This is a genomic window from Thermocrispum agreste DSM 44070, assembly GCF_000427905.1.
GTDB classification, from domain to species: Bacteria; Actinomycetota; Actinomycetes; order Mycobacteriales; family Pseudonocardiaceae; genus Thermocrispum; species Thermocrispum agreste.
The window spans coordinates 42,378-67,501 of the sequence record NZ_ATYX01000010.1 but is presented as its reverse complement, the minus strand read 5'-3'; the positions used below and the strand labels follow the sequence as shown (position 1 = coordinate 67,501).

The window sequence follows — 25,124 nt, the reverse complement described above, 5'->3', positions numbered from 1 at the left end:
TCGCGGTTAGCCGACGAGCTGCGGGTGAGTACCTGCCGAACAGTCCAGTTGATCGACCGTCATGCAATGCTCGGCCGGGCCGATGGCCGGAGCTACTTTCCGTTGTGGTGCGTAAGCACTAACCCAGTGAGGTAGGCGTTCGGCGTCGGTTGCGACGTGACCGGCGTTCGAAGACTTTGCTTTTCCCGTCCGGCTGCGGCATCGCGGCGCCAAAGGTGCCGCAGTCCGACCGGCTGCACGCCCTGGGCCTGGGTGAACGTGGGTGTGTGCGGGCGTCGGCTGCCGAGCCGTCGTCAGTACGATGACCGTATGTCGCAGCCATCCCGGAAGATCTCGCTCACGGGCATCCAGGCCACGGGTGACCCGCACCTCGGCAACCTGGTGGGTGCCATCCGTCCGGCGCTGAAGCTGGCCGAGACCTACGAGACGATGTACTTCATCGCAGACTTCCACGCGGTGAACGCGGTGCACGACCCGCAGCAGCTGCAGCACAACATCCGGTCGGTGGCGGCGACGTGGCTGGCGGCGGGGCTCGACCCCAGCCGCACGGTGTTCTACCGGCAGTCCGACGTGCCGGAGATCTTCGAGCTGAACTGGGTGCTGTCGTGCGTGACCGGCAAGGGCCTGATGAACCGGGCGCACGCCTACAAGGCCGCGCGGGACCGCAACATCGCCGCGGGCAAGGACCCGGACGACGGCGTCAACATGGGTCTGTTCAACTACCCGGTGCTGATGGCCGCGGACATCCTGATCATGGAGGCCAACGTCGTCCCGGTCGGCAAGGACCAGATCCAGCACGTCGAGTACGCCGCGGACATCGCGGGCAGCTTCAACGCCTTGTACGGCGAGAAGTACTCGCTGACCATCCCGGAGGCGCTCATCCCGGATGCCGAGTCGGCGCACACCGTGCCGGGCTTGGACGGCCGCAAGATGAGCAAGTCCTACGACAACACCATTCCGCTGTTCCTGCCCGAGAACAAGCTGAAGAAGCTGGTGCGGCGGATCCCGACCGACTCCACGCCGGTGGAGGAGCCGAAGGACCCGGACAGCTCGGTGGTGTTCCAGCTGTTCGAGCTGTTCGCCTCGGCGGATGCGGTGGCCGAGACGCGCAAGCGCCTCGAGGAAGGCGGCATGGGCTGGGGCGAGCTGAAGAACCAGCTGTTCGAGGTGCTCAACGCCGAGCTGACGCCGATGCGCGAGCGGTACAACGAGCTGATGGCCTCCGGCAGCGAGCTGGACAAGGTGCTCGCCGAGGGCGCCGAGCGCGCCAGGGAGAAGGCCTCCCGGGTGCTGAAGTCGGTGCGCTCGGCCGTCGGTATCGACGCCTGATCCTCGTCGACGCCCGGGCGTGCGATGCCGCGCGACCACGACGGGCGAGGCCGGGCGATCGCGGTTAGCGTGACGGAGTGAGCGAGCAGAAAAGTGAAGGCTTCGTCACCCGGATGCGGCGGCGCTATGTCTGGCTGGACCACGTCCTGCGCTCTCACGAGGCCTACACCAAGCGGTACGGCGACCACTACGCCGCGGCGATCACGTACTTCAGCGTGCTGTCGATCGTGCCAATCCTGATGGTCGCCTTCGCCGTGGCCGCTTTCGTGCTGGCAGGCAACCAGGAGTTGCTGGGGAAGCTGGAGGACGCCATCACCTCGGAGGCTCCGGCCGAAATGGCGTCGACGTTGAACATGGTCGTCGAGCAGGCCATCGAGTCCCGCGCCACCGTCGGTGTGCTGGGTCTGCTGACCGCGCTGTACGCGGGCATCAACTGGATGTCCAACCTGCGTGACGCCCTCACCGCCCAGTGGGGGCTGGGCAAGGTCGACCGCCCGCTGATCAGCGGCACGCTCAAGGACCTGCTGGCGCTCGTCGGGCTCGGGCTGGCCCTGCTGGTGTCGTTCGGGCTCAGCGCCTTGGGCGTCGGTGCCGGTGATTTCCTGCTCGAGCTGGTCGGCCTCAGCGGATACGGCTGGGCGCAGGCGCTGTTGGCCGCGCTGGCCATCGTGCTGTCGATCGCCGCGAACTGGCTGGTGTTCCTGTGGGTGATCGCCCGGCTGCCGCGGGAGAAGGTCGCGCTACGGGCGGCGGTCAAGGGGGCGCTGATCGCCGCCGTCGGTTTCGAGATCCTGAAGACCGCGGCGACGTTCTTCCTGTCGTCGGTCACCTCGACGCCGACCGGTGCACTGTTCGGGCCGATCATCGGCCTGCTGATCTTCGCCAACCTGGTGGCCCGGTTCCTGCTGATGGTCACCGCGTGGACGGCCACCTCGTGGGAGAACGAGAAGCCGCCCACCGAGCCTGCGCCCGTGGTGCTGCGCATCGAGGTGCGGGACCAGCCGACGGCCGGGCGCGTGGTCGGGCTGCTCGGTGTCGGCGGGTTGATCGGGGCGGGGCTGAGCAGGCTGCGCCGCCGCTGACGGCCCGTGGGCCGCACATCGGCGTGAACTTCCATCCTGGCAGGATGTTCTCAGAGGCCGTGTACGGCGTCGCTGTCATCGGCGTATCGCGTGATTTGTGCTGACGAAGTGTGACCCCAACGGAGGATCGGTGTCCGAGTCGGAGTTGAGCTGGGTTCAGCGTGCCGCGGACCAGGCGATCGAGCACGCCCAGCGGGCGGGTGCCAAGAAGATCATCTGCGCGTCCGGGGTGTCTCCGTCCGGGCCGATCCACCTGGGCAACCTGCGCGAGGTGATGACCGCGCACTTCGTCGCCGAGGAGATCAAGGCACGCGGGTTGGACGCGGTGCACCTGCACTCGTGGGACGACTACGACCGGTTCCGCAAGGTGCCGGTGGGCTTGGACGAGTCGCTGAACGAGCACGTCGGCAAGCCGCTGTCCGCCGTGCCCGACCCGTACGGCGAGCGTGACTCCTACGCGTCGCACTTCATCGCCGAATTCTCCGCGTCGCTGCGCCGCCTCGGTGTGCAGATGCACGAGATCCGGCAGTCGCAGCAGTACCCGCGCGGCACCTACAACGCGGCGATCCGCAAGGCGATGGCCGAGCGCGGCCGGATCTTCGACATCCTGGCCCGGTTCCAGACCGAGGGCAGGCACGACACCCCGGTCGAGGAGCGCAGGGCGCGCTACTACCCGTTCAAGCCGTACTGCGAGTCGTGCGGCACGGACTTCACCACCGTCACCGAGTACGTCGATCCGGTCGTCTCCTACGAGTGCCGCTGCGGGCACTCGGGTCGGATGTCGCTGGCCGACGGCGAGCCGATCTCCGGCAAGCTGCAGTGGAAGGTGGACTGGCCGATGCGGTGGGTCCACGAGGGCGTGGACTTCGAGCCCGCCGGCGAGGACCACCACGCGCCGTCCAGCAGCTTCGCCTCCGGAAAGGTGCTGGTGGCCGACATCTTCGGCGGCATAGCACCGTTCTCGTTCGCCTACTCGTTCGTCGGCCTGGCCGGCGGGTCGAGCAAGATGTCCGGCTCGGCCGGTGGTGCGGCGATCCCGGCCACCGCGCTGGACGTGATCGAGCCCGCGATCCTGCGCTGGCTGTACCTGCGGCGGCTGCCGTCGCAGAAGTTCACCATCGACCTGTCGCCGCGCGCGGTGCAGAGGCTCTACGACGAGTGGGACCGCTTCACCGATCAGGCCAGGTCGGCGGACGCCTCGCCGATCGAGAAGCACCTGCACGGCATGTGCTTGGCGACGTCGGCGGGCCCGGTGGAGTACTCGAAGCGACCGGTGTCGTTCCGGCTGCTGTCCTCGGCGGCGGACATCACGCAGGCCAACACCGAGCAGATGGCTCGGCTGGTCCGGCAGCACATCTCGGACGACGCCCCGGCCGACACGGAGACGCTGTTCGCCGAACTCGAGCCGCGGGTGACGTGCGCGATCAACTACGCGACCCGGTTGGTGCCGCCGGAGGAGCGGACGATCCTGCGCACGGAGTTCAACACCGAGGCGTGGAACCAGCTGGACGACCAGACCCAGAAGGGCGTGCAGATCCTCGCCGAGCGGCTGACCGAGGACTGGACCCTGGACGGCCTGACCAGACTGGTCTACGGCGTGCCGAAGATCCTCAACGGCCTGCCCGAGGACGCCCCGCCCACCCCGGAGCTGAAGAAGGTGCAGCGGGCCTTCTTCAAGGCGCTCTACCAGTTGCTGTGCTCGTCGGACACCGGGCCGCGGCTGCCCACCTTGTTCCTGTCCATCGGACCGGAACGGGCACACAAGCTGCTGGTCGGCGACGCTGCGCAGTGACCGGCTCCGGCCGTGCCGTGAGCGTGCGATGGCTCAGCCGCCTTCGAGGACCAGCGTGGTGTGGCGTTTGGGGATGACCCGGCCGGTCGCACTCGGTCGTGTCCCGGCCGGCCAGGCAGTGACGACCGGCTGTGCGGCGCGGTCGAGGTTCCAGCGGCGGATCACGGTGACCAGGCGCTCAGCGAGCTGAGGACCGCGCGGGCCGTGGCCGGTGGCGCCCAGCTCGTAGCGGCGCTGCCCGTTGTGCGATGGCCGCCGGGTCTTGGTGAGATAGCCGAACGAGTCGCCGTCGGCGATCGCCGGGGTGACCGCGGGAAAGATCGGGTCGATCGGGCCGCGGGCGATGGCTTCGTCGGTGGCGGCGAGGCGGCAGGTGTTCGGCTCGGTCACGGTGAGCCAGAGCCAGATGCCGTCCACGGTCTGGTACGAGGTGACCGCGACGCCGGACCACAGCGTGGTGCCCGGTGACGTCGCCGCGGGCCGTAGCGCGCCGGGGTCGATCTGCTGGTCGTCGTCCCAGAACACCGTGACGCCGTCTGCGATGTCCGCGCTGCGTTCGCCGTTGGGCACGAGGCCGATCATGGGGATGAACGCGCACGGTTGGCTATCGGCCGCGCGGAGGTGGTCGGCGTGCCGGGTGAAGGCGATGCTGCGGGTCTGACCGCGCCACTGCAGCGGCACGACGAGCCGCCCGCCGACCGCGAGCTGGTCGAACCATGCCGGCGGGAGGTCCCACGGTCCGACGGTGACGATGATCTTGTCGAACGGAGCGTGCTCCGGCGCGCCGAGCGCCCCGTCGGCGGTGATCACCCGTACGTGGTCGTACCCGGTGGCCGCGAGCGCGGAACGGGCATGGGCGGTCACGTCCGGGTCGATGTCGACGGTGGTCACGGCCCCAGTGGGGCCGACCAGTTCGGCCAGCAGCGCGGCGTTGTAGCCGGCGCCGGCGCCGATCTCCAGGACGTTGTCGCCCGGCTGGGGATCGAGCTGGCCGAGCATGATCGCCACCACGGTGGGCATCGACACCGAGCTGAGCGGGTGCGTCGGCCCGGATTTCACGATGACGGGCCGGTCGGCGTAGGCGTCGGCGGCGCTCACCGCGGGGACGAACAGGTGCCGCGGCACGGTGCGCATCGCCTGTTCGACGCGCTCGGAGGGCATGAAGCCGGCGCGGCGGATGCGGTCGACCATCCGATCGCGCAGGTCTTCAGGCTTGCTGCTGCTGCTGTTGGTCATGGTCCAGCTCGGCGACGCTACTCGTGGCGGGATGACTCGTGGTGTCGGCATGGACATGGTGACGTGCTCCCGGTCGATTTTCGAACCGGAGGCTCGGCGGATCGCCTCGAACAGCTCGATCTGGCTGGGATGTGCCAGGCGTAGCGAGGTGTCGAGCGCGGCCTGGTCGACGGGACGCGGGTGGACGGCGCTGCCTGCGGACTCCCACTTGGCGACCATGCGGGCGCAGCGGTTGAATGACGACGATCATCCGCTGGAACATCTGACCGACTGTGTAGTCACCGACGGAGGCACGGGGTCTCCTTCGTAGGTCTCGACGACCTCAGGCACCGATCGGCCCCGTATCACGGCCACGGTCCACGCTTCGATCTCGTTGATCCACGAATACTTCTCGGTCAGCGCTTGCTCCAGCACCAACCCGGCTCCTTGGTGGCGTCCCCGCCGTGCACGGCTCGGCAGCGATCGATTCCGGATGGACGATCACCACCACGAATTGCCCGCCGTCCTCCCGCTACCTCTCCAGGGGACTCGGGATGCGGAAGGTGGGCAGTGGCGCGTCGAGCCATGCCGGGTCGATTTGCACGCCGGTTCGCTGTTCCAGCAGGGCCACGCATGCTGCCCCGGTGGACTCTGGCTCGTCGAAGATGGCCCAGCCGGGTCGCAACTCGTCGTCCGGCGATGGCGAGTCCAGTGGGTTGAAGCTGGCAATGATCTTCCCGTCGACGGCTTCGATGACGTATTCGTCAGCATTGACGTTCCAGAACACGCTGAAGAAGTGGCCACCATCGGCCGAGCAACGGCGAGCGACGTCCGGCTCGCTGCCGTTGTAGTCGTTCTCCTCGAGTGCCACCGCGTACTCACCGACGCGGAATACCTGGACGAAGGAGCCTGCGAACGGGTTCAGGCGCACCTCGTGCAGCCGATTGAAGGCGTAGTCGCCGACCGGGGCCCGCGGATCGCCTCCGTAGATCTCGACGATTTCCTGCACCGGGCGGCCGCGTATCACAGCCAAGATCCAGGCATCGATCTCGTCGACCCACGAATACTTCTCGACCAGCGCGCCGTCCAGTGCCAACCCTGCTCCCTGTCCACACCGGTCTCCAGTCGGAGCCGGTCAGGCGTGACACGGTGTGCGGGTCGGCCGTCGTTCACGTCAGCCGGTGAACGACGTCGGCCGTCGCCGACAGCCGCTGTCGGATGCGCCGTGTTCCCTAAGCCGGAAGACCGTACCCGCGGCAGACCGGCTGGAAGTCCTTCGGACCGTCGGCCAGCGCATTCATCGTCAGCTGCATGGTGGGGTCGTCGTTGAACAATCCGATGTGGCTCGCGTGGTCGTGTGGGCAGCGGTCCTGCAGCAGGATGTTGTTGACGTCCCGGCCCTCCAGCCGCTGGGTGTAGTAGGGCGTCACCACCCAGTCGTACTTGGTGATGATCACCGTGTACTTCGGGCCGGGCGGCACCTCCGGGCCGTCGGACCACAGCTCCTTGATGTAGTCGCTGGTGTAGAACTGGTCCGCCACACCACGGATCTGCGCCACGTCGGTCAGCGGCATGGCCAAGCCGAGCAGCCTGAGCTCGTGCGCCAGCGTGACGATGCCGTTCACCGACGTGCCGTGCGAGCTGGGCGCCCAGCCCACGTAGTGCGCCACCTTGTGCGCGTTGCCCATCTTCTTCATCCACCACATCGGCACGTTGCCGCCTTGCGAGTGGCCGACGATGTCGACCTTCTTCGCCCCGGTGGCAGCCAGCACCTTGTTCACGAAGGCGTCCAGCTCTCGCGCCGACTCGGGGATGTGTTTCAGGCCGCCGACACGTCCTGCCGAGAGCGCCGTCATGCCGTAGTTGGTGGCGAAGACGCAATAGCCCGCGTTCTTCAGCCGCGGCGCGATCTTGACGAAGTTCACGCCGATGTTGAAGAACGTGCCGGGAAGCAGGATCACCGGATACGGCTTGTCCTTCGACGGTTTGCACGACCAGTCGTTGGCACCCGCCACGGCGTTCGGCGAGAGCACGTAGTTGATCAACGCTTGCGGCAGATCACCTTCCGGGATCTGCTTGGCCTGGGCGGGCGCCGCACCGAACAAGGCGACCGTGACGGCGGTGATGACGGCAATGCACCAACCACGCACACGTTGACGGGCCATGAGCGCTCCCTTGCGCAGGAAGGGTCCGTGAGTGTTCACGATCATGGCCAGGCACCCCGGTCGGCACAATCCATCGACCGGGGAATACCGAACATTTGTCACCTACGGTCCGTAGACCGTGGATCGCGCCGACCGATCGGCCGCCGTGACCACAGCGCCGCGGATCGCTCGGTCGTGGTGCGGTTGCTGATCTACCGTGATCGAGGCGGATGTCGGTGGAGCGGGGTCTCGCTGGCGTCGTGGATTGCTCGGTCGTGGTGCGGTCGCTGCTCTACCGTGACCGAGAAGGCCGTCGGCGGAGCAAGATCCCGCCCACCAGCGCCGCGACGATGATCGCCAACCCGACGAGCCACACCGTGTTGTTCGACTGCGCCCCAGCCGTGGCCGAATGCGGCTCCGTCCGCCGGTCTTGGGCTGCATCGGCGGCCGCTTGCCCGCCGTCGGCCTCACCCGGCTCGGCGGACTGCGGCTCGACCAGCTTCCCCACCGGCTCGGTGCCCGCGGCGGCCAGCTTGAAGCCGTAGTCGAGCAGCCGCCGGGCCTGCTGGTACGTCCGCAGCGGCTTGACCTCGGCCCGCATGAGCACGACGAACAACCGTCGGCCGTTGCGCTCCGCGCCGCCGACGTAGGTGTGCCGGGCGTCGTCGGTGAACCCGGTCTTCCCGCCCAGGAAGCCCGGATACGCCTCCGGTCCGTGCAGCAGACGGTTGTCGTTGTAGAGCGTGATCGGATGCTTGCGGCGGTGCCAGCGGAACCGCATCGACGTCGTCTGCACCGCCTTGACGAACCGCGGATGCTTCATCGCCTCGCGGTAGATCAACGCCAGGTCGTAGGCCGAGCTCATCATCCCCGGGCCGTCCAACCCGGAGACGGTCGCGGCGCGGGTGTCCAGGGCGCCCAGCTTGCGCGCCAGGTCGTTCATCTTGCGCAGCGCCACGTCGGTGCCGCCCATGGCGGTGGCCAGCGTGTGCGCGGCGTCGTTGCCCGAGCTGATCAGCAGCCCGGTGAACAGCTTGTGCACCGGATACCGCTGCCACGCCCTGATGCCGATGCAGGTGCACTCCTGGCGGGCGTCCTCCAGCCTGGCTTGCACGATCTTGTCCGGCGGCAGCTCCTGGAGCACCACCAGCGCCAGCAGCATCTTGATCAGCGACGCCGGCCGGTGCCGGGCGTGCGGGGCCTTCGCCGCGAGCACGTCCCCGGTGTCCAGGTCGGCGATGATCCACGAAGCCGCGCTGATCTGCCGCGGCGGGCGCAACGACCGATCGGGCAGGATCGTCAGGCAGCCGCCCATGCGCGGCCCGCCGACCGGCTTGTCCGGCACCGGCAGCGGCTTCGGTGTCGGCTGTCCCGGTGGCGGGACCTCCGACGTGTCGACCGGCGGCGGTGGCAAGGCCTGACCCGGGCACACATTGGCGGCCGTCGTCACGTGTGCGGCGTGCGCGGGCGGGAAGGCCCCGGCCACCAGCAGGCAGCACAAGATGACGCTCAGGACGCGGCCTGTAAGGCGTGACACGTCCGAAGACTAGCGTTCAGGCCGGCGATGATCGGCGGGGCTACTATCGCGGCAACCCCGACAACGACAAGCGAGGTCCCACCATGGAGTTCCTGCGGCTGCTGCTGGTGTTCCTGCATCTGCTCGGCATGGCGCTGCTGATCGGCACGTTCATGCTGCAAGCCAAGGCGGGCCCGCAGGCCCCGGTGAACAAGGGCTGGCTGCACGGCACCGGGTTGCAGCTGCTCACCGGTCTGATCCTGATGGGCCTGGACCCGCTCAACGACGAGGTCTCGTACAACCCGATCAAGATCGGGATCAAGCTGCTGGTGCTCGTCGTGATCGGTGCGCTGGCCATCGCCTTCCTGCGCAAGCCCGCCGCGCCGCGCTGGCTGAACCCGACGCTCGGCGCGCTGGTCGTGGTCAACGTCGGCCTGGCCGTGTTCTGGAGCTGACCGGGAACCGGGCACACGCCCGCGGCACCGAATCGCGCGGGCGCCCCCCCCCGGGGGGCGGGCGGACCTGGCGCGCAAGCCTGGCAATTCGGGCGATTCTCCTGGCCGAGAAGGCCAACGTTGCCCATGTGAACCTACTGGGCGGTATACACGGACAACGTTCATTCGATCGTGTTAATGGGCGTGTCACGATCGTGGCCAGGAGGTCGATGTCAGTGTCCGTCTTGCCTCGAATCACCAGAAGATCCCGATCCCGATCCCGCAAGATCCTGGCGATTCCGGCGGTTGCAGCCGCGGCGTTGGTGTTCGCCACCCCGGCGGCCGAGGCCGGAGCGCCGCACGGCAAACCGGCAGGCCCACCGCACGAATTCTGGCGCGTGGTGTGGGAGGACCACTTCAACGGCCCGGCAGGCGCGCCGCCGTCGCCGGCGAAGTGGATCATCGACACCGGGCACAGCTACCCGGGTGGCCCGAACAACTGGGGCACCGGGGAGATCCAGGAGTACACGGCGAACCCGGAGAACGTGGCGCTGGACGGGGCGGGCTACCTGAGGATCACGCCGCGCCGTGACGACTCCGGCCACTGGACGTCGGCTCGCATCGAGACCAAGCGGAAGAACTTCAGACCGCCGAAGAACGGTGTGCTGGCGATCGAGGCAAGGATTCAGCTTCCCACCGTGACCGGCACGCAAGCGCTGGGGTACTGGGCGGCCTTCTGGGCGCTCGGCGCCCCGTACCGGGGGGACTACTGGAACTGGCCGCGGATCGGCGAGTTCGACATCATGGAGAACGTCAACGGGCTCAACCAGGTGTGGGGCGTGCTGCACTGCGGCATCCAGCAAGGCGGCCCGTGCGACGAGACCAACGGCATCGGCGCCACCAGCCCTTGCCTCAGCACGGCGTGCACGGGCAACTTCCACACTTACCGGTTCGAGTGGGACGACGCGCGCGACGAACTGCGCTGGTACGTCGACGGCGTGCACTACCACACGGTGACGAGGGGCCAGATCGGCGATCAGGCCTGGACCGAGATCACCGGCCACGAGGGCTACTTCATCCTGCTCAACCTCGCGATGGGTGGCGGCTTCCCAAACGGCGTCGCCGGCCATCCGACCCCGGTGCCGGAGACCCAGCCAGGGCACCCGATGGTCGTCGACTACGTGCAGGTGTCCACGCTTCCCTCGGGGAAGGGCAAGTTCGGCGGGAAGGGCCACCACTGAGCGGAACCGTCACGGGCGCGATCCGCTGACCCGACTCGGCGGATCGGCATCCGGACACCCGGATTCCGGACACACGACAAGGCGGAGCGTCCCTCGATTCGCTCGAGGTGACGCTCCGCCTTCTCGGTATGCGCTGGTGGTGCGCCCGGCAGATCAGGTCCGCCGGAACAGCAGCGCCCGTTTGACCTCCTGAATGGCCTTGGTGACCTCGATGCCGCGCGGGCACGCGTCGGTGCAGTTGAACGTGGTGCGGCAGCGCCACACACCCTCGGCGTCGTTGAGGATGTCCAGCCGCTCCTCGGCGCCCTCGTCCCGCGAGTCGAAGATGAACCGGTGCGCGTTGACGATCGCGGCCGGGCCGAAGTAGCTGCCGTCCGCCCAGTACACCGGGCACGACGTGGTGCACGCCGCGCACAGGATGCACTTGGTGGTGTCGTCGAACTGCGCCCGTTCGGCGGGCGACTGGATGCGCTCCCTGGTCGGCTCGTTGCCGTAGGTGATCAGGTACGGCTTGATGGACCGGTACGCCTCGAAGAACGGCTCCATGTCCACATAGAGGTCCTTCAGCAGCGGCAGGCCCTTCAGCGGCGCCACCGTGATGGTGGTCTTGCCCTTCTTCGCCAGTAGGTCCTTCACCAGCACCTTGCACGCCAGCCGGTTGATGCCGTTGATCTGCATGGCGTCCGAGCCGCAGATCCCGTGCGCGCACGAGCGGCGGAAGGCCAGCGAGCCGTCGATGTAGGACTTGATGTTGATCAGCAGGTTCAGCACCCGGTCGGTGGGCAGCGCCGGGACGTCGTAGGACTCCCAGTGCGGCGCCTCGTCCTGCTCCGGGTTGAACCGGTGGATCTTCACCGTCACTTCGACGGAGCCCTCGGGAGCGGGGATGCCGGAGGGATGCGTGGTGGATTCGGCAGTAGCGGGTGCAGCCATCAGTACTTCCGCTCCATCGGCTGGTATCGGGTGAATACGACGGGCTTGTAGTCGAGCCGGATGTCGGCGGTGAAGCCGCTCAGGCCGAGCGGGGCGTCCGGGTCCGGCTCGTCCGGCAACTGCTTGTACGACATCGAGTGCCGCATGAAGTTGACGTCGTCGCGGTCCGGGTAGTCCTCGCGGGCGTGCCCGCCGCGCGACTCCTTGCGCGCCAGCGCCGCGTTCACCAGGCACTCGGCCAGGTCGAGCAGGAAGCCCAGCTCGATGGCCTCCAGCAGGTCGGTGTTGTACCGCATGCCCTTGTCCTGGATGGCCACCCTGCCGTAGCGCTCCTTGAGCGCGTGGATGTCGTTGAGCGCCTGCTTGAGGGTGTCCTCGGTGCGGTAGACGGCCGCGTTGGCGTCCATGGTGGCCTGCAGCTCGGTGCGGATCACCGCCACCCGCTCGCTGCCGGTGGACTCCCGCAGCTTGCCGACCATGGTGGACACCAACTCGGCCGCGTCGTCCGGCAGCTCGGGGAAGTCCACCGAGTTGGCGTACTCGGCGGCGGCGATCCCGGCGCGCTTGCCGAAGACGTTGATGTCCAGCAGCGAGTTGGTTCCCAGGCGGTTGGCCCCGTGCACCGACACGCACGCGCACTCGCCCGCCGCGTACAGGCCGGGGACCACGTGCTCGTTGTCCCGCAGCGCCTCGCCGCGCACCGTGGTCGGGATGCCGCCCATGGCGTAGTGCGCCGTCGGGTACACCGGCACCGGCTCGTGCACCGGGTCGATGCCCAGGTAGGTGCGGGCGAACTCGGTGATGTCCGGCAGCTTGGTCTCCAGCACCTCGCGGCCCAGGTGCGTGCAGTCCAGCAGCACGTAGTCCTTGTTCGGCCCGGCGCCGCGGCCCTCCAGCACCTCCTTGACCATCGACCGGGCCACGATGTCCCGCGGCGCCAGATCCTTGATGGTCGGGGCGTAACGCTCCATGAACCGCTCGCCGTCGGCGTTGCGCAGGATCGCGCCCTCGCCGCGGGCGCCCTCGGTGAGCAGGATGCCCAGGCCAGCCAGACCGGTCGGGTGGAACTGGTAGAACTCCATGTCCTCCAGCGGCAGGCCCTTGCGGAAGTAGATGGCCATGCCGTCACCGGTCAGCGTGTGCGCGTTCGACGTGGTCTTGAAGACCTTCCCGAAACCGCCGGTGGCGAAAATGATCGACTTGGCGTGGAAGACGTGGATCTCGCCGGTGGCCAGCTCGTAGGCGATGGCCGCCGAGGCCACCGGTCCGCCCGCGGTCTCGGTCAGCGCGATGTCGAGCACGTAGAACTCGTTGAAGAACTCGATGCCGTGCTTGACGCAGTTCTGGTACAGCGTCTGCAGGATCATGTGGCCGGTGCGGTCGGCCGCGTAGCAGGCCCGGCGCACCGCCGCCTTGCCGTGCTCGCGGGTGTGCCCGCCGAACCGGCGCTGGTCGATCTTGCCGTCCGGGGTCCGGTTGAACGGCAGGCCCATCTTCTCCAGGTCCAGCACCGCGTCGATGGCCTCCTTGGCCATGATTTCCGCGGCGTCCTGGTCGGTGAGATAGTCACCGCCCTTGACCGTGTCGAAGGTGTGCCACTCCCAGTTGTCTTCCTCGACGTTGGCCAGCGCCGCACACATGCCGCCCTGCGCGGCGCCGGTGTGCGACCGGGTCGGGTACAGCTTGGTCAGCACCGCGGTGCGAGCCCGCTGACCGGCTTCGATGGCTGCGCGCATGCCCGCACCACCCGCGCCGATGATGACCACGTCGTACTTGTGAACCTGCATGGTCTTCTCGCTTCCGTGGTGGTGGGTGTCAGATGTTCGGGTCGAAGGTGAAGATCACCAGCGTGCCGAGCACGAGGATGACCACCATCGAGACGTACAGCAGCATCTTCAGCCAGAATCGCGTGCTGTCCTTGCGCGCGTAGTCGTCGATGATGGTGCGCAGCCCGTTGCCGCCGTGCAGCTGCGCCAGCCACAGCATCAGCAGGTCCCAGAACTGCCAGAACGGCGAGGACCAGCGGCCGGCCACGAACGCGAAGTTGATCCGGTGCACGCCGCCGTCGAGGATGTTCATGATGAACAGGTGGCCGAGCACCAGGACCACCAGCAGCAGGCCGGAGATCCGCATGAACAGCCAGCTGTACAGCTCGAAGTTGCTGCGGCGGGCGGCAGGCCGCCTGCGGGAGCGGGGACGGTCCAGAGCGATCGTGTCAGCCATCAGGCACCCCCGAACAGTTCGGAGATGGTGCGCTCGAGCATGAAGTAGGTGCCGGGGATCATCACCAGCAGCCACACCACGACGATGCCCCACAGCATCTGCCGCTGGTAGCGCGGTCCCTTGGACCAGAAGTCGACCAGCATGACACGCAGGCCGTTGAGCGCGTGGAACAGCACGGCACCGACCAGCCCCACCTCGAGCAGGTTCACCAGCGGTGTCTTGTAGGAGGAGATGACCTCGTCGTACGTGCTGGGGGAAACGCGCACCAGCGCGGTGTCCAACACGTGCACGAACAGGAAGAAGAAAGTCAGAACGCCGGTGATGCGGTGCAGCACCCACGACCACATGCCTGGGTCGCCGAGGTAAAGGGTGCCGCTGCCGCGGCGGGCGTTTCCGGCCCCCGTGGGCGGACTAGCCGTGGTGGTCATTCGGGAACCGCCTCCAGCCCTTCGTTGGACGAACGAGAGTCGAACGGAACTGTGATGCCCGGATGCTAGACCCGCATCGGGCTTTCGGCCTTGTGGTGGGTTGATCGGTGTGACCGAACAGACACCCAGGTGAGCGCGCCGCCCGGGCGGGAAACCGATGGGCGGCGACGGGCGAAGAACAATCGAGCGGGTGCTCTGCGGCGGGCCGATGATGACGCAACGGCCACCAACTCATTACTGAGCGTCGTCTGTTGTACTCCGCGAGGACGCTTTGGCTCAACGATTCGATTACGCAGGGTCGTCCGTTCCCAGATCGTTCGATCGGGCAGGTAGCCTTCCCGGTCGTTCCAGGCTTGTGCTTGGCACTTGAGAACTGGACCGCTCGCAAACCGAGCGGGGAGGGAGAAGGCGCGGTGCGTCGTACACACACAATGCGTTTGGTCGCCGCGGTGGCGGCAGTCGGTTTGGCGACCGCGGCTTGCGGTGAGCCGCCGGGTGAAGGTGGCGGCGGCGGGCAGGCCAACGGCGAATCGGACTTCGTCCCCTGCATGGTCACCGACGAAGGCGGCCCGGACGACAAGTCGTTCAACCAGACCTCGTACAAGGGTCTGCTGGACGCCGCCGAGGAGGGCATCACCGCCAAACCGCGGTTGGCCGAGTCCAACGCGGCCAGTGACTACGAGCCGAACGTCGACCAGATGGTCAAGGCCGACTGCGGCCTGATCGTCACCGTCGGCTTCCTGCTGGCGGACGCCACCAAGCAGGCCGCGGAGGCCAACCCGGAGGAGAAGTTCGCCATCGTCGACTTCCTCTACACCGACAAGTCCGGCAAGCCGACCCCGATCGACAACGTCAAGCCGCTGGTGTTCAACACCCACGAGGCGGCGTTCCTGGCCGGCTATCTGGCCGCCGCGCAGTCGAAGACCGGCAAGGTGGCCACCTGGGGCGGGGCGAAGATCCCCACCGTGACCATCTTCATGGACGGCTTCTACGACGGCGTCCAGCACTACAACAAGGAAAAGAACAAGAACGTCCAGGTGCTTGGCTGGAACAAGAAGACGCAGGACGGCCAGTTCGTCGGCGACTTCTCCAACGCCAACAAGGCCAAGCAGATCTCGGAGAACCTGCTCAACGACGGCGCGGACATCATCATGCCGGTGGCGGGCCCGATCGGTGAGTCCGCCGCGGTGGCCGCCAAGGAGCAGGGCGACGCGCTGATCATCTGGGTGGACACCGACGGCTACGAGTCGCTGTCCAAGTACAAGGACATCATCCTGACCAGTGTGGTCAAGGGGATGGACGTCGCGGTGAAGGACGCGGCGGCCGAGGCGGCCGAGGGCAACTTCTCCAACGAGCCGTTCATCGGCACGCTGGAGAACGAGGGCGTCTCGATCGCTCCGTACCACGATTTCGAGGACGAGATCTCCGACGAGACCAAGCAGGAGATCGACCAGCTGCGCGAGCAGATCATCTCGGGCGAGCTGAAGGTGGAGTCCGACGCTGCCTTCTAGCAGTCGGCGCACGCTGCGGCGGGGGCCATGGCGCCCCCGCCGCAAGCACGTGCACGGAAGGAGAACCATGATCACTGCGGAGCGGGGCAGGGCACGGTGAAACTCGAACTGCGCGGCATCACCAAGCGGTTCGGGTCCCTGGTGGCCAACGACCACATCGATCTGGTCGTCGAGCCGGGGGAGATCCACTGCTTGCTCGGCGAGAACGGTGCGGGCAAGTCGACGTTGATGAACGTCATCTACGGCCTGCTGCAGCCGGACGAAGGCGAAGTGCTGGTCGACGGCAAGCCGCTGAGCTGCAACAGCCCGAGCGAGGCGATGGCGGCCGGGATCGGCATGGTGCACCAGCACTTCATGCTGGTGCCGGTGTTCACCGTGGCGGAGAACGTCATGTTGGGCGCCGAGCCGGTGCGCACCGGCGGCCTGCTCGACCTGGAGACCGCGCGCAGGCGGGTGCGCGAGATCTCCGAGAAGTTCGGCTTCGACGTCGACCCGGACGCCGTGGTGGAGGATCTGCCAGTCGGCGTGCAGCAGCGCGTGGAGATCATCAAGGCGCTGGTGCGGGACGCGCGCGTGCTCATCCTGGACGAGCCGACCGCGGTGCTCACGCCGCAGGAGACCGACGAGCTGATCGAGATCATGCGGCAGCTCAAGGCCAACGGCACGTCGATCGTGTTCATCACGCACAAGCTGCGCGAGGTGCGCGCGGTGGCGGACCGGATCACCGTGCTGCGGCACGGCAAGGTGGTCGGCGAGGCCGACCCGTCCGCCGAGGAGGCCGAGCTGGCGTCACTGATGGTCGGGCGTGCGGTGACGCTCGCGGTCGACAAGCAGCCGCCCAACGTCGGTGACGTGGTGCTGGACGTCGACGGGCTGACCGTGGTCGACGACCGGGACTACGTGGTCGTCGACGACGTCTCGTTCGACGTCCGCGCGGGTGAGGTGCTGGCCATCGCCGGTGTGCAGGGCAACGGGCAGACCGAGGTGACCGAGGCGATCCTGGGGCTGCTGCCGAAGGCCACCGGTTCGGTGAAGCTGGACGGCAAGGAGCTGCTCGGCCGTTCGGTGCGGCAGGTGCTGCGCGCCGGGGTGGGTTTCGTGCCCGAGGACCGCAAGGTGGACGGCCTGGTCGGCGACTTCTCGGTGGCCGACAACCTGGTGCTGGACCTGCACGACCAGCCGCCGTTCGCCGCCGGCCCGCTGTTCAAGCCGTCCGCGGTGCAGGCCAACGCCGCCGAGCGGATCGCCGAGTTCGACATCCGCACCGGCAGCGCGGCCACCCTGGCCAAGACGCTGTCCGGCGGAAACCAGCAGAAGGTGGTCATCGCGCGCGAGCTGTCCCGTCCGCTGCGCCTGCTGATCGCCGCCCAGCCGACCCGCGGGCTCGACGTGGGCTCGATCGAGTTCGTGCACAAGCGGATCATCGCCGAACGGGACAAGGGCACCGCGGTGCTGATCGTGTCCACCGAGCTGGACGAGGTCAGCGCGCTGGCCGACCGGGTGCTGGTGATGTACCGGGGCAAGGTCGTCGGCATCGTGCCCGGCGACACCGACCGTGACGTGCTCGGCCTGATGATGGCCGGGGTGCCCCCGCAGGAGGCGGACAAGCAGGCGGAGGAGCACCCGACGCTGATCGAGCACGCGGACGAACTGCTGACCAAGCAGGACGAGGACGAGAAGTGACTGACCAGGACGAGCGTCCGGACGCGCAAGCGCAGGACGGTGGCCGCGACTCCGCCGCGGCCACCGCGACCGAGCCGAAGCCGGACAACAGGACCGAGGAAGAACCCTCGATCGGTCAGCGTTTCCTGCGTGAGCTGACCACCGGAAGCACCGCGCTGACGTTCCTGTCGGTGGTGCTGGCGCTGCTCATCGGCGCGATCTTGATCGTGGTCTCCGACCCGGACGTGCACGCGGCGGCGAGCTACTTCTTCTCCCGCCCGGGCGACACGTTCGCGGCGGCGTGGACCTCGGCGAGCGAGGCCTACGCGGCGATGTTCTCCGGGGCGATCATCGACTTCGACGAGTACACCGTCGGCCGGGCACTGCGGCCGTTCGCCGACACCCTGACCTACGCCACGCCGCTGATCGCGGCCGGCCTGGCGGTGGCGCTGGCGTTCCGCACCGGCCTGCTGAACATCGGTGCGCAGGGCCAGCTGATCCTGGGCGCCATCCTGGCCGGTTACATCGGCTTCGCGGTCCAGCTGCCGCCGGTGATCCACATCGTGGTGGCGATGCTCGCCGGTTTCGTCGGCGGTGCGGTCTGGGGCGGGATCGCCGGGCTGATCAAGGCCACGCGCGGCGCGCACGAGGTGATCGTGACGATCATGCTCAACTACATCGCGCTGTTCCTGCTGGCCTACCTGCTCACCACCGACGCGTTCCAGCGGGAGGGCGAGGACCTGCCGCGCAGCCCGTTCATGCTGCCCACCGCCGAGCTGTGGCGGCCGATCGAAGGCTCCCGGCTCAACCTCGGTCTGCTGTTCGCGCTGCTGGCCGCGGTCTACACCTGGTGGCTGCTCAACCGCAGCACGATGGGTTTCCGGTTCAAGGCGGTCGGGCTCAACCCGCACGCCGCCACCACGGCGGGCATCTCCGTGCCGCGCAGCTACACCATGGTGATGTTCATCTGCGGTGGCCTGGCGGGCATCGCGGGCGCCACCCAGGTGATGGGGACGTCGCTGCACCTGCACACATCGATCGCCGAGCAGCTCGGTTTCGACGCCATCACGGTGGCGCTGCTCGGCCGGTCCAGCCCGGTCGGGACGGTGCTGGCGGCGATCCTGTTCGGCGCGCTGCGCGCCGGGGCGACCACCATGCAGGCGCAGACGCAGACACCGATCGACATCGTGCTCGTGGTGCAGGCGTTGATCGTGCTGTTCATCGCCGCTCCGCCGCTGGTGCGGGCCGTGTTCCGACTGAAGGTGCGCGCCACCACCCCGGTGGCGCCGGGCAGCGGGGGGCTGGCATGACCGAGACCGCGACACGTACCGAGCCGGAGCGGGTGGAGCCGGACAGCGAGACCGTGCTGGCGCTGCGGCGCAACTGGGGCCCGCCGATCGCCTACCTGGTGCTCGGCCTGCTGGCGCTGCTGGTGTTCGGGATCTTCGCCGAGGGCGGCAAGACCGCCACGTTCGGGCTGTCCACCCGCACCGACGCGATCCAGCTGGATCCGCTCGCCGTGCCCGCCAAGCCGACGTCGATCGTGTTGGCCGTCGGCTGCCTGCTGGCCACCGCCTACGCGTTCTGGCTGACCAGCAAGGGCAGGCGGACGCCGCTGTGGCTGCCGATCGTGTTCGGCATCCTGTTCGTGCTGTCGTTTCTGTCCTGGGCGGTCGGCGGGGCGGCGATTTCCCTGACCGGCCTGCTGCAGGGCGCGCTCGCCCTGGCGGTGCCGTTCATCTTCGGCGCGCTGTGCGGCATGGTCGGCGAACGCTCCGGCGTCATCAACATCGCCATCGACGGCCAGCTGTTGTTCGGTGCGTTCCTGTCCGGTGTGGTCGCCTCGCTGTCGGGCAACCTGTGGGTCGGGCTGATCGCCGCGCCCATCGCAGGCGTGATGGTCGCCTGGCTGCTGGCGATCTTCACCATCAAGTACTTCGTCAACCAGATCATCGTCGGCGTCGTGCTGAACGTGCTGGTGTACGGGGTGACCAACTTCCTCTACGGCTCGCTGCTCGGGCCGGAGCAGGAGACGTGGAACTCGCCGGGCAAGTTCGGCAAGCTGGAGATCCCGCTGCTGTCCGACATCCCGGTGATCGGCCCGGTGCTGTTCAACCAGACGATCATCGTCTACGTCATGTACGTGGTGGTGGCGGTGGTGCACGTGGCGCTGTTCCACACCCGATGGGGACTGCGGGTGCGCGCGGTCGGCGAGCACCCGGAGGCCGCGGACACCGCGGGCATCGACGTCAACTCGGTCCGCTTCCGCAACGTGCTGATCGGCGGGGCCATCGCCGGCTTCGGCGGGGCGTTCTTCACGCTCGCCCAGCAGGGCATCTTCAGCAAGGAGATGACCGCGGGTGCCGGGTTCATCGCGCTGGCCGCGATGATCATGGGCCGGTGGACCCCGATCGGGGCGGTGTTCGCCGCGCTGCTCATCGGGTTCGCCGACAACCTGCAGAGCGTGCTGGGCATCATCGGGTTCCCGATCCCCAGCGAGCTGATGGCGATGACCCCGTACTTGCTGACCATCCTCGCGGTGGCCGGGCTGGTCGGGAGGATCCGGCCACCGGCGGCCAACGGCGTTCCTTACATCAAGTCATGACTGTGCAGGTGAACTGGCCCGATCTGCGGGCCGCGGCGGTCGAGGCCGCCGAATACGCGTACAGCCCGTACTCGAGGCTGAAGGTCGGCGTCGCCGCGCTGGTCGACGACGGCCGGGTGGTGATCGGCTGCAACGTGGAGAACGCCTCCTACGGGGTCGGCCTGTGCGCCGAGTGCACGATGGCCGGGCAGCTGCGGCTGACCGGCGGCGGGCGGCTGGTGGCCGTGGCGTGCCGCAGCGGCGACGCCGAGCTGCTCATGCCGTGCGGCCGGTGCAGGCAGATCATCTACGAGCTGGGTGGCCCGGAGTGCCTGCTGGACACCCCGCGCGGCGTGCTGCCCATGTCGGAGGTACTGCCGGACGCGTTCGGACCTCAGGATCTGCCATGAGCCGATTCCACAGCGCTGTCGACATCATCCGCACCAAACGGGACGGCGGGCGGCTGTCCGACGACCAGATCGACTGGGTGATCGACGCCTACACCCGCGGGGAGGTCGCGCCGGAGCAGATGTCGGCGCTGGCCATGGCGATCTTCCTGCGTGGCATGGACGCCGGGGAGATCTCCCGGTGGACGGCCGCGATGATCGCCTCCGGGGAGAAGCTGACCCTGGACGTGGACCGTCCCACGGTGGACAAGCACTCCACCGGCGGCGTCGGCGACAAGATCACGCTGATCCTGGCGCCGCTGGTGGCGGCGTGCGGCGCGGCCGTGCCGCAGTTGTCCGGGCGCGGCCTCGGGCACACCGGCGGCACGCTGGACAAGCTGGAGGCCATCCCGGGCTGGAGCGGGGACGTGCCCGACCTGGCGGCTCAGCTGCGCGAGGTCGGCGCGGTGGTCGCCGCGGCGTCCGACCGGCTGGCCCCGGCGGACCGCAAGCTGTACGCGCTGCGGGACGTCACGGCGACCGTGGAGTCCATCCCGCTGATCGCCAGCTCGATCATGTCGAAGAAGATCGCGTCCGGGCCGGAGTCGCTGGTGCTGGACGTCAAGGTCGGGTCCGGCGCGTTCATGAAGACCACGGAGCAGGCCAGAGAGCTGGCCCGCACCATGCTGGCCATCGGGCAGGCGCACGGGGTGGCCACCACCGCCGTGCTGACCGACATGTCGACCCCGCTCGGCCGGACGGCCGGGAACGCGGTCGAGGTGGCCGAAGCGGTGGAGGTGCTGCAGGGCGGCGGCCCGCAGGACGTCGTCGAGCTGACCCTGGTGCTGGCGCGCGAGATGCTGCGCCTTGCCGGGTTGGACGACGTGGACCCGGCGGCCGTGCTGGCGTCAGGGCAGGCCTACGAGGTGTGGGCGCGGATGATCCGGGCGCAGGGCGGCGATCCAGAGGCGCCGTTGCCGCGGCCGAAGCACGTCGAGGTGGTCACCGCCGAGGCGGACGGTGTGCTGGCCGAGGTGGACGCGCTGGCCGTCGGTGTGGCGGCGTGGCGACTGGGCGCCGGGCGGGCGGCTCCGGGTGATGCGGTGCAGTCCGCGGCCGGGGTCAAGCTGCTTGCCGTGCGCGGGGAAACGGTCTCCGCCGGGCAACCCATTGCCGAGCTGCACACGGACACCCCAGAGCTCGTTCCGGCCGCGCGAGAGGCGTTTCTCGACGGGATACGCATTGCTGCGGAGGCGGACGTGGAGCGGCCGCCGTTGGTGTTGGACGTCCTGCGCTGAGCTCAGCCGGTCATTGACCCCCGTGGGCTCCGGCCTACACCGTCGCTCGGTTCGCCGTGAGCGGCCGCGCTGGATCTGTCGTGGAGCTCGCCAGCGGCCTGAGCGTGGTCGTGGCTGACGTCGTTGGCGAAACAGCCGTCAGGAACTGAGCCTGCAGTGCCGCGCCACACTTCGTGCTGGGCGCGCGATCGGCCTCCGTGGCCGCGGCCCCAGACAGCCGAAAGGCCCGCCAGCTGACGGCTGCGCGGGCCTTGGGTGAGGCGTCCGCGGGATGCTCCCACGGCTGAGGTGTCGTCGTGGTCTCGGTGACCGGGCTCGGCGACGTGGCCGTCGCCCGCATGGTCACTCCGCGGTGGCTTCGGCCTCCTTCTTCGCGCCGTTGCGCCGCGCGTTGGCCTGACGGGTGCGGCGCGGCTGGCGGGGCGGCGGTGCCTGCATCATCGAGGTCTGCGGCGGGCCGCCCAGCATCAGCTCGGCGAACGTGGCCATCGCCTCGTCCAGCTGCGCACCGATGTGCCGCTCGGACTCCTCGTTGCGCCTGCGCACCAGGTCGTCCAGCGACTCGGTGTCCGGCCGCTCCTTCACCGCGTTCTCCACGCTGGCGAACTTGGCCTTGACGATGCCGTCCAGGTCGCCGAACCGGGTCGTGACGTTCTCCTCGACCGCGTCGAGCCGCTTGCCCAGCTGCTCGACGGCGGTGGCGAGCGCGTCCAGCTTCGCGGTGATGGCGTCCAGCCGCTCGGTCGGGTCGATCGCCTGGGCGGCGTCGTCGACGCTCTTGCGCAGCGTCTCGGTCGATGCGGCCAGCTGCTCCTTGAGCTCGGCCTCCAACGCCTCGGTGCGCGCCTTGGCCTCGTTGTCGACCGCGTCGAGCCGCTCGCGGAGCGTGTTCTCGGCCAGCTCGATCCGCTCGCGCACCATCCCGTACACCGTGCTGGGCAGGTTCTCCAGCCGGGAGTCCTGCTTGTCCAGGTGCCCGTCCAGCTCGTCCAGCCTGCGGTGGATGTTCTGCAGCTTGTCCTCGAGGCCCTCCATCTTGCCCTGGACGCCCTCGAAGCGGCCGGCCACACCGTCCAGCCTGCCGTCCAGCTGCGCGAACGGCTTGGCGAGCCGGTCCACCACGTTCTCGATCGCTCGCGTCACCGCGGCAATGGCGTTGTCCTGCGCCTCCAGGCGCGACATCGCCTCGTCCAGGCGCTCGGCGAGCACCCCGACCTCGGTGCGGTCGGGCAGCTCGGACAGGCGCTTGCGGACCGCACCCAGCGACTCGACCGGAGCCAGCCGGGCGTAGATGTCGTCCAGTGCGTCAAAGATCTGCTGCTGTTCGCTCTCCCGCACTTCGGCAGCGCGCACCAGCATGTTGCGCATCTTGTCGAAGGACGGGGCAATCGAGTTCTCGTTCACGGCGTTGACCTTCGTCGGCGCGATAGGGGGTGCTGAGAGATTACCTACACCGCGCGTGCTGCCGATCACGCCCCCAGGCAAGATCGGACCAGCGCAGGTCAGCCGATCACCGCGACGTTGCGACCGGCCCGTCGTGACCCTTCGGCCGAAGGTGAGACACGTCTGGTCCGATGTGGTCGGCGGTGGGCCGTTGCGGCGGCCACCGCACGTGTTGATCTTGGCAGCTCGCGCGGTGCTGCCTGGGGCCGACACGCCGATGGTGACACACCCGATCGTGTCCCCTTCGCCCCACCCGGGGCGATCCGCCGCCACGGCCGGACATGCGCCGTGACCTGCACGGGAAGCGGCCGGTGACGATCATTCGGTGGTCTCGTTCGACCTGGCGACGCGGCGGCGCGCGGCGGGTGGGGAGCACCGGGTCCGCGCGCCGCGAAGCGGATGTGGTCACCGAACGCAACCGGGCCCGGCCGCAAGATCAACTGCTCGAGCCATTTTGCGCGGACACTGCGCACTCGTGCGCGTCGGCGCCCCGAAAGGGAAGGGCCGGATGCGCGCGCGACGGCGGCGCAGTACGCCGGCCTGAATCTGTTGCCGATCTGTTGCCGAATCTTGCTCCCGGCGCCCGGTCAGTGCACCTGGAAGCGGTCCTCCAGCGCGTTGACCAGCTTGACCCAGGCGGCCACCTCGTCGTCGAACGGCGGCGACGGCTCGAGCCGGTTCACGTTCGGCCGGAGCACGAACGACACCAGCCAGCCCAGGCTCTCCGATTCGGCCAGCGCCTCGGCAGGGGCGTCGTCGCCCGCCCAGTCGGCCGCGTCCAGGATCAGCTCGACCGCCAGGTCCAGCTGGTTCGGGTCGATCGCGCTGGGGCCTTCCGCGATGTCGTCCTCCAGCCCGGCCAGCACGTAGGTGTTGTCCTCGGTGACGTCGACCTCCAGCTCGCCGCTGGTGGCCTTGGCGACGATGTCGTCCCACGTCGGCATCTCGGCCATGTCGTTGTCGCCGAGTTCCTTCGGCTCGGCCAGCTGGCGGGCCAGCGCGCGGGCGGAGGGGAAGACGTCGATCTTGCCGTCCTTGCCCAGGAACACCGGCTCGTCGTCGAGGTAGCAGCGCAGCGTGTAGTACTCGGTGTTGTTGCGGGTGACGATCTTGATCGGGTCGATGCCGACCTCGCCCCAGAAGCCGACCGGCTCGTCGTCGGTGTCCTCGTCGTCGGAGTCGACGGTGTCGATGTCGTCGCTGCCTGCGGTGAGCACCTCGTCGTCCACGCCGGCTTCCGACTCGGCCGACTCCTCGTGGAAGGCCGCCAGCTCCTCGGCGGTCTCCTCCAGCGCCGCCTCGTCGATCTCCGGGACGACCACCAGCTCGTCGATCGCGTCGAGCACGATGTCCCACTTCTCGGCGACCGCGGTGGCCAGGTCGTCCCACAGCTTGGCGCCTTCCCGGCCGGTGAACGGCAGCTTGCCCTGGGGCAGCAGCGAGAAGCCCTCGTGCGCGTCGAGCACCTCGTGGACCTCGTCGAGCCCGCACACGTCGGCCAGCGACCGGACGATGTTGACGATCTCGGCCAGCTCGCCGATGGTCCACGAGTCCGGCTCCTCGGCGACCAGTTCCGGCACGCCGACCAGGTCGTAGGAGTGGTCGTCGTCCGGGATCAGCTCGGGCACGTTGAGCGCGGGCACGATGTGCCACGACGGGTGGTCGATGAGGTCGTGCTGCTCGGCGGTGCGGACGAACGCGGCCAGGTGGGCGGCGTCCGGGAACGCGTAGAGGTCCTCGTCGTCGCCGAGGAAGGCCTCCCACTCCTCGCCGTCCTCTCGCCAGCGCGGCGCCCAGAGGGTGACCAGGTCGCCTTGCGGCAGCCCGAGCTCGATCGGGATGATGTCGCTTGCCACTGCGTCCTCCGGGTGCTCCAAACGCGGGTGCGCGCGAATGTGCGAGA

21 protein-coding genes are annotated in these 25,124 nt (G+C 68.5%); 11 read left to right on the top strand and 10 right to left on the bottom strand.

Annotation, left to right across the window (positions count from 1 at the left end):
* Window positions 1-309 precede the first annotated feature (309 nt).
* The 3 genes from YWY_RS0108895 (at window position 310) to lysS (ending at window position 4,203) form a co-directional block, all read left to right on the top strand.
* Entirely contained in the window at window positions 310-1,329 is a 1,020-nt protein-coding gene (locus YWY_RS0108895) for a tryptophan--tRNA ligase (protein ID WP_028847333.1), read from the top strand.
* 113 nt (window positions 1,330-1,442) lie between these two features.
* Complete coding sequence (yhjD, locus tag YWY_RS0108890; protein ID WP_211227513.1) at window positions 1,443-2,411, top strand: inner membrane protein YhjD; 969 nt, start codon at window positions 1,443-1,445, stop codon at window positions 2,409-2,411.
* A 130-nt stretch (window positions 2,412-2,541) separates the two neighbouring features.
* Window positions 2,542-4,203: a lysine--tRNA ligase gene (gene lysS, locus YWY_RS0108885; protein WP_028847331.1), complete on the top strand. Its 1,662-nt coding sequence runs from the start codon at window positions 2,542-2,544 to the stop codon at window positions 4,201-4,203.
* Window positions 4,204-4,236: 33 nt separating this feature from the next.
* Here the strand turns inward: lysS and fxlM are convergent, their stop codons facing one another.
* The 4 genes from fxlM to YWY_RS0108860 all read right to left on the bottom strand — a co-directional run bounded on the left by fxlM (window position 4,237) and on the right by YWY_RS0108860 (window position 9,099).
* The gene (gene fxlM / locus YWY_RS0108880; RefSeq protein ID WP_156899159.1) at window positions 4,237-5,658 is read right to left on the bottom strand and encodes a methyltransferase, FxLD system; all 1,422 of its coding nucleotides are present in this window, start codon (window positions 5,656-5,658) and stop codon (window positions 4,237-4,239) included.
* 292 nt (window positions 5,659-5,950) lie between these two features.
* Window positions 5,951-6,514: a DUF6461 domain-containing protein gene (locus YWY_RS0108870; protein ID WP_028847329.1), complete on the bottom strand. Its 564-nt coding sequence runs from the start codon at window positions 6,512-6,514 to the stop codon at window positions 5,951-5,953.
* 136 nt (window positions 6,515-6,650) lie between these two features.
* The gene (locus YWY_RS0108865; RefSeq protein ID WP_028847328.1) at window positions 6,651-7,583 is read right to left on the bottom strand and encodes an esterase/lipase family protein; all 933 of its coding nucleotides are present in this window, start codon (window positions 7,581-7,583) and stop codon (window positions 6,651-6,653) included.
* Between the two features lie 271 nt (window positions 7,584-7,854).
* Entirely contained in the window at window positions 7,855-9,099 is a 1,245-nt protein-coding gene (locus YWY_RS0108860; RefSeq protein WP_028847327.1) for a D-alanyl-D-alanine carboxypeptidase family protein, read from the bottom strand.
* Between the two features lie 83 nt (window positions 9,100-9,182).
* On the opposite strand from YWY_RS0108860, the gene YWY_RS0108855 reads away from it, so the two are divergent.
* Both YWY_RS0108855 and YWY_RS21030 read left to right on the top strand, forming a co-directional pair.
* On the top strand, window positions 9,183-9,533 hold the full coding sequence (locus tag YWY_RS0108855; RefSeq protein ID WP_028847326.1) for a hypothetical protein: 351 nt from the start codon (window positions 9,183-9,185) through the stop codon (window positions 9,531-9,533).
* 209 nt (window positions 9,534-9,742) lie between these two features.
* Window positions 9,743-10,753, top strand: a complete 1,011-nt coding sequence (locus YWY_RS21030) for a glycoside hydrolase family 16 protein (protein ID WP_051310083.1) — start codon at window positions 9,743-9,745, stop codon at window positions 10,751-10,753.
* A gap of 153 nt (window positions 10,754-10,906) precedes the next feature.
* Here YWY_RS21030 and YWY_RS0108845 read toward each other — a convergent pair whose 3' ends face one another.
* Genes YWY_RS0108845 through sdhC form a run of 4 tightly spaced genes read right to left on the bottom strand, consistent with a single transcriptional unit; the run spans window position 10,907 to window position 14,337 of the window.
* Window positions 10,907-11,686: a succinate dehydrogenase iron-sulfur subunit gene (locus YWY_RS0108845; RefSeq protein ID WP_038044870.1), complete on the bottom strand. Its 780-nt coding sequence runs from the start codon at window positions 11,684-11,686 to the stop codon at window positions 10,907-10,909.
* Entirely contained in the window at window positions 11,686-13,473 is a 1,788-nt protein-coding gene (gene sdhA / locus YWY_RS0108840) for a succinate dehydrogenase flavoprotein subunit (protein WP_028847324.1), read from the bottom strand. The genes YWY_RS0108845 and sdhA overlap by 1 nt, the downstream gene beginning before the upstream one ends.
* A gap of 28 nt (window positions 13,474-13,501) precedes the next feature.
* The gene (locus YWY_RS0108835) at window positions 13,502-13,909 is read right to left on the bottom strand and encodes a succinate dehydrogenase hydrophobic membrane anchor subunit (protein ID WP_028847323.1); all 408 of its coding nucleotides are present in this window, start codon (window positions 13,907-13,909) and stop codon (window positions 13,502-13,504) included.
* Window positions 13,909-14,337, bottom strand: a complete 429-nt coding sequence (gene sdhC / locus YWY_RS0108830) for a succinate dehydrogenase, cytochrome b556 subunit (RefSeq protein ID WP_084609131.1) — start codon at window positions 14,335-14,337, stop codon at window positions 13,909-13,911. The genes YWY_RS0108835 and sdhC overlap by 1 nt, the downstream gene beginning before the upstream one ends.
* Window positions 14,338-14,786: 449 nt before the next feature.
* Here sdhC and YWY_RS0108825 point away from each other — a divergent pair, with 449 nt between their 5' ends.
* The 6 genes from YWY_RS0108825 to YWY_RS0108800 all read left to right on the top strand — a co-directional run bounded on the left by YWY_RS0108825 (window position 14,787) and on the right by YWY_RS0108800 (window position 21,778).
* Window positions 14,787-15,848 carry a BMP family lipoprotein gene (locus YWY_RS0108825; RefSeq protein ID WP_211227510.1) on the top strand — a complete coding sequence of 354 codons (1,062 nt, stop codon included), beginning with the start codon at window positions 14,787-14,789 and terminating at the stop codon, window positions 15,846-15,848.
* 96 nt (window positions 15,849-15,944) lie between these two features.
* Window positions 15,945-17,531, top strand: coding sequence for an ABC transporter ATP-binding protein (locus YWY_RS21025; protein WP_038044869.1), 1,587 nt, complete (start codon window positions 15,945-15,947; stop codon window positions 17,529-17,531).
* Entirely contained in the window at window positions 17,528-18,820 is a 1,293-nt protein-coding gene (locus YWY_RS21020) for an ABC transporter permease (RefSeq protein WP_051310082.1), read from the top strand. Before YWY_RS21025 ends, YWY_RS21020 begins: the two co-directional genes overlap by 4 nt.
* Window positions 18,817-20,115, top strand: a complete 1,299-nt coding sequence (locus YWY_RS0108810) for an ABC transporter permease (protein WP_028847320.1) — start codon at window positions 18,817-18,819, stop codon at window positions 20,113-20,115. The genes YWY_RS21020 and YWY_RS0108810 overlap by 4 nt, the downstream gene beginning before the upstream one ends.
* Window positions 20,112-20,504 (top strand): cytidine deaminase, encoded by a 393-nt coding sequence (locus tag YWY_RS0108805; protein WP_038044867.1) that lies wholly within the window; start codon window positions 20,112-20,114, stop codon window positions 20,502-20,504. The genes YWY_RS0108810 and YWY_RS0108805 overlap by 4 nt, the downstream gene beginning before the upstream one ends.
* Window positions 20,501-21,778, top strand: a complete 1,278-nt coding sequence (locus YWY_RS0108800) for a thymidine phosphorylase (RefSeq protein ID WP_028847318.1) — start codon at window positions 20,501-20,503, stop codon at window positions 21,776-21,778. Before YWY_RS0108805 ends, YWY_RS0108800 begins: the two co-directional genes overlap by 4 nt.
* 342 nt (window positions 21,779-22,120) lie before the next feature.
* Here the strand turns inward: YWY_RS0108800 and YWY_RS0108795 are convergent, their stop codons facing one another.
* Window positions 22,121-23,146: a coiled-coil domain-containing protein gene (locus YWY_RS0108795; protein WP_051310095.1), complete on the bottom strand. Its 1,026-nt coding sequence runs from the start codon at window positions 23,144-23,146 to the stop codon at window positions 22,121-22,123.
* A 662-nt stretch (window positions 23,147-23,808) separates the two neighbouring features.
* Window positions 23,809-25,077 carry a hypothetical protein gene (locus tag YWY_RS0108790; RefSeq protein ID WP_028847316.1) on the bottom strand — a complete coding sequence of 423 codons (1,269 nt, stop codon included), beginning with the start codon at window positions 25,075-25,077 and terminating at the stop codon, window positions 23,809-23,811.
* Window positions 25,078-25,124 lie beyond the last annotated feature (47 nt).

Excerpts from the sequence above, each read along its gene's own strand:
- YWY_RS0108895 (WP_028847333.1), top strand. The coding sequence starts at position 310 with ATGTCGCAGCCATCCCGGAAGATCTCGCTCACGGGCATCCAGGCCACG.
- yhjD (WP_211227513.1), top strand. The coding sequence starts at position 1,443 with ATGCGGCGGCGCTATGTCTGGCTGGACCACGTCCTGCGCTCTCACGAG.
- fxlM (WP_156899159.1), bottom strand. The coding sequence starts at position 5,658 with ATGGTCGCCAAGTGGGAGTCCGCAGGCAGCGCCGTCCACCCGCGTCCC.
- YWY_RS0108865 (WP_028847328.1), bottom strand. The coding sequence starts at position 7,583 with ATGGCCCGTCAACGTGTGCGTGGTTGGTGCATTGCCGTCATCACCGCC.
- YWY_RS0108855 (WP_028847326.1), top strand. The coding sequence starts at position 9,183 with ATGGAGTTCCTGCGGCTGCTGCTGGTGTTCCTGCATCTGCTCGGCATG.
- YWY_RS21030 (WP_051310083.1), top strand. The coding sequence starts at position 9,743 with ATGTCAGTGTCCGTCTTGCCTCGAATCACCAGAAGATCCCGATCCCGA.
- YWY_RS0108845 (WP_038044870.1), bottom strand. The coding sequence starts at position 11,686 with ATGGCTGCACCCGCTACTGCCGAATCCACCACGCATCCCTCCGGCATC.
- sdhA (WP_028847324.1), bottom strand. The coding sequence starts at position 13,473 with ATGCAGGTTCACAAGTACGACGTGGTCATCATCGGCGCGGGTGGTGCG.
- YWY_RS0108835 (WP_028847323.1), bottom strand. The coding sequence starts at position 13,909 with ATGGCTGACACGATCGCTCTGGACCGTCCCCGCTCCCGCAGGCGGCCT.
- sdhC (WP_084609131.1), bottom strand. The coding sequence starts at position 14,337 with ATGACCACCACGGCTAGTCCGCCCACGGGGGCCGGAAACGCCCGCCGC.
- YWY_RS0108810 (WP_028847320.1), top strand. The coding sequence starts at position 18,817 with ATGACCGAGACCGCGACACGTACCGAGCCGGAGCGGGTGGAGCCGGAC.
- YWY_RS0108805 (WP_038044867.1), top strand. The coding sequence starts at position 20,112 with ATGACTGTGCAGGTGAACTGGCCCGATCTGCGGGCCGCGGCGGTCGAG.
- YWY_RS0108800 (WP_028847318.1), top strand. The coding sequence starts at position 20,501 with ATGAGCCGATTCCACAGCGCTGTCGACATCATCCGCACCAAACGGGAC.
- YWY_RS0108795 (WP_051310095.1), bottom strand. The coding sequence starts at position 23,146 with ATGCGCAACATGCTGGTGCGCGCTGCCGAAGTGCGGGAGAGCGAACAG.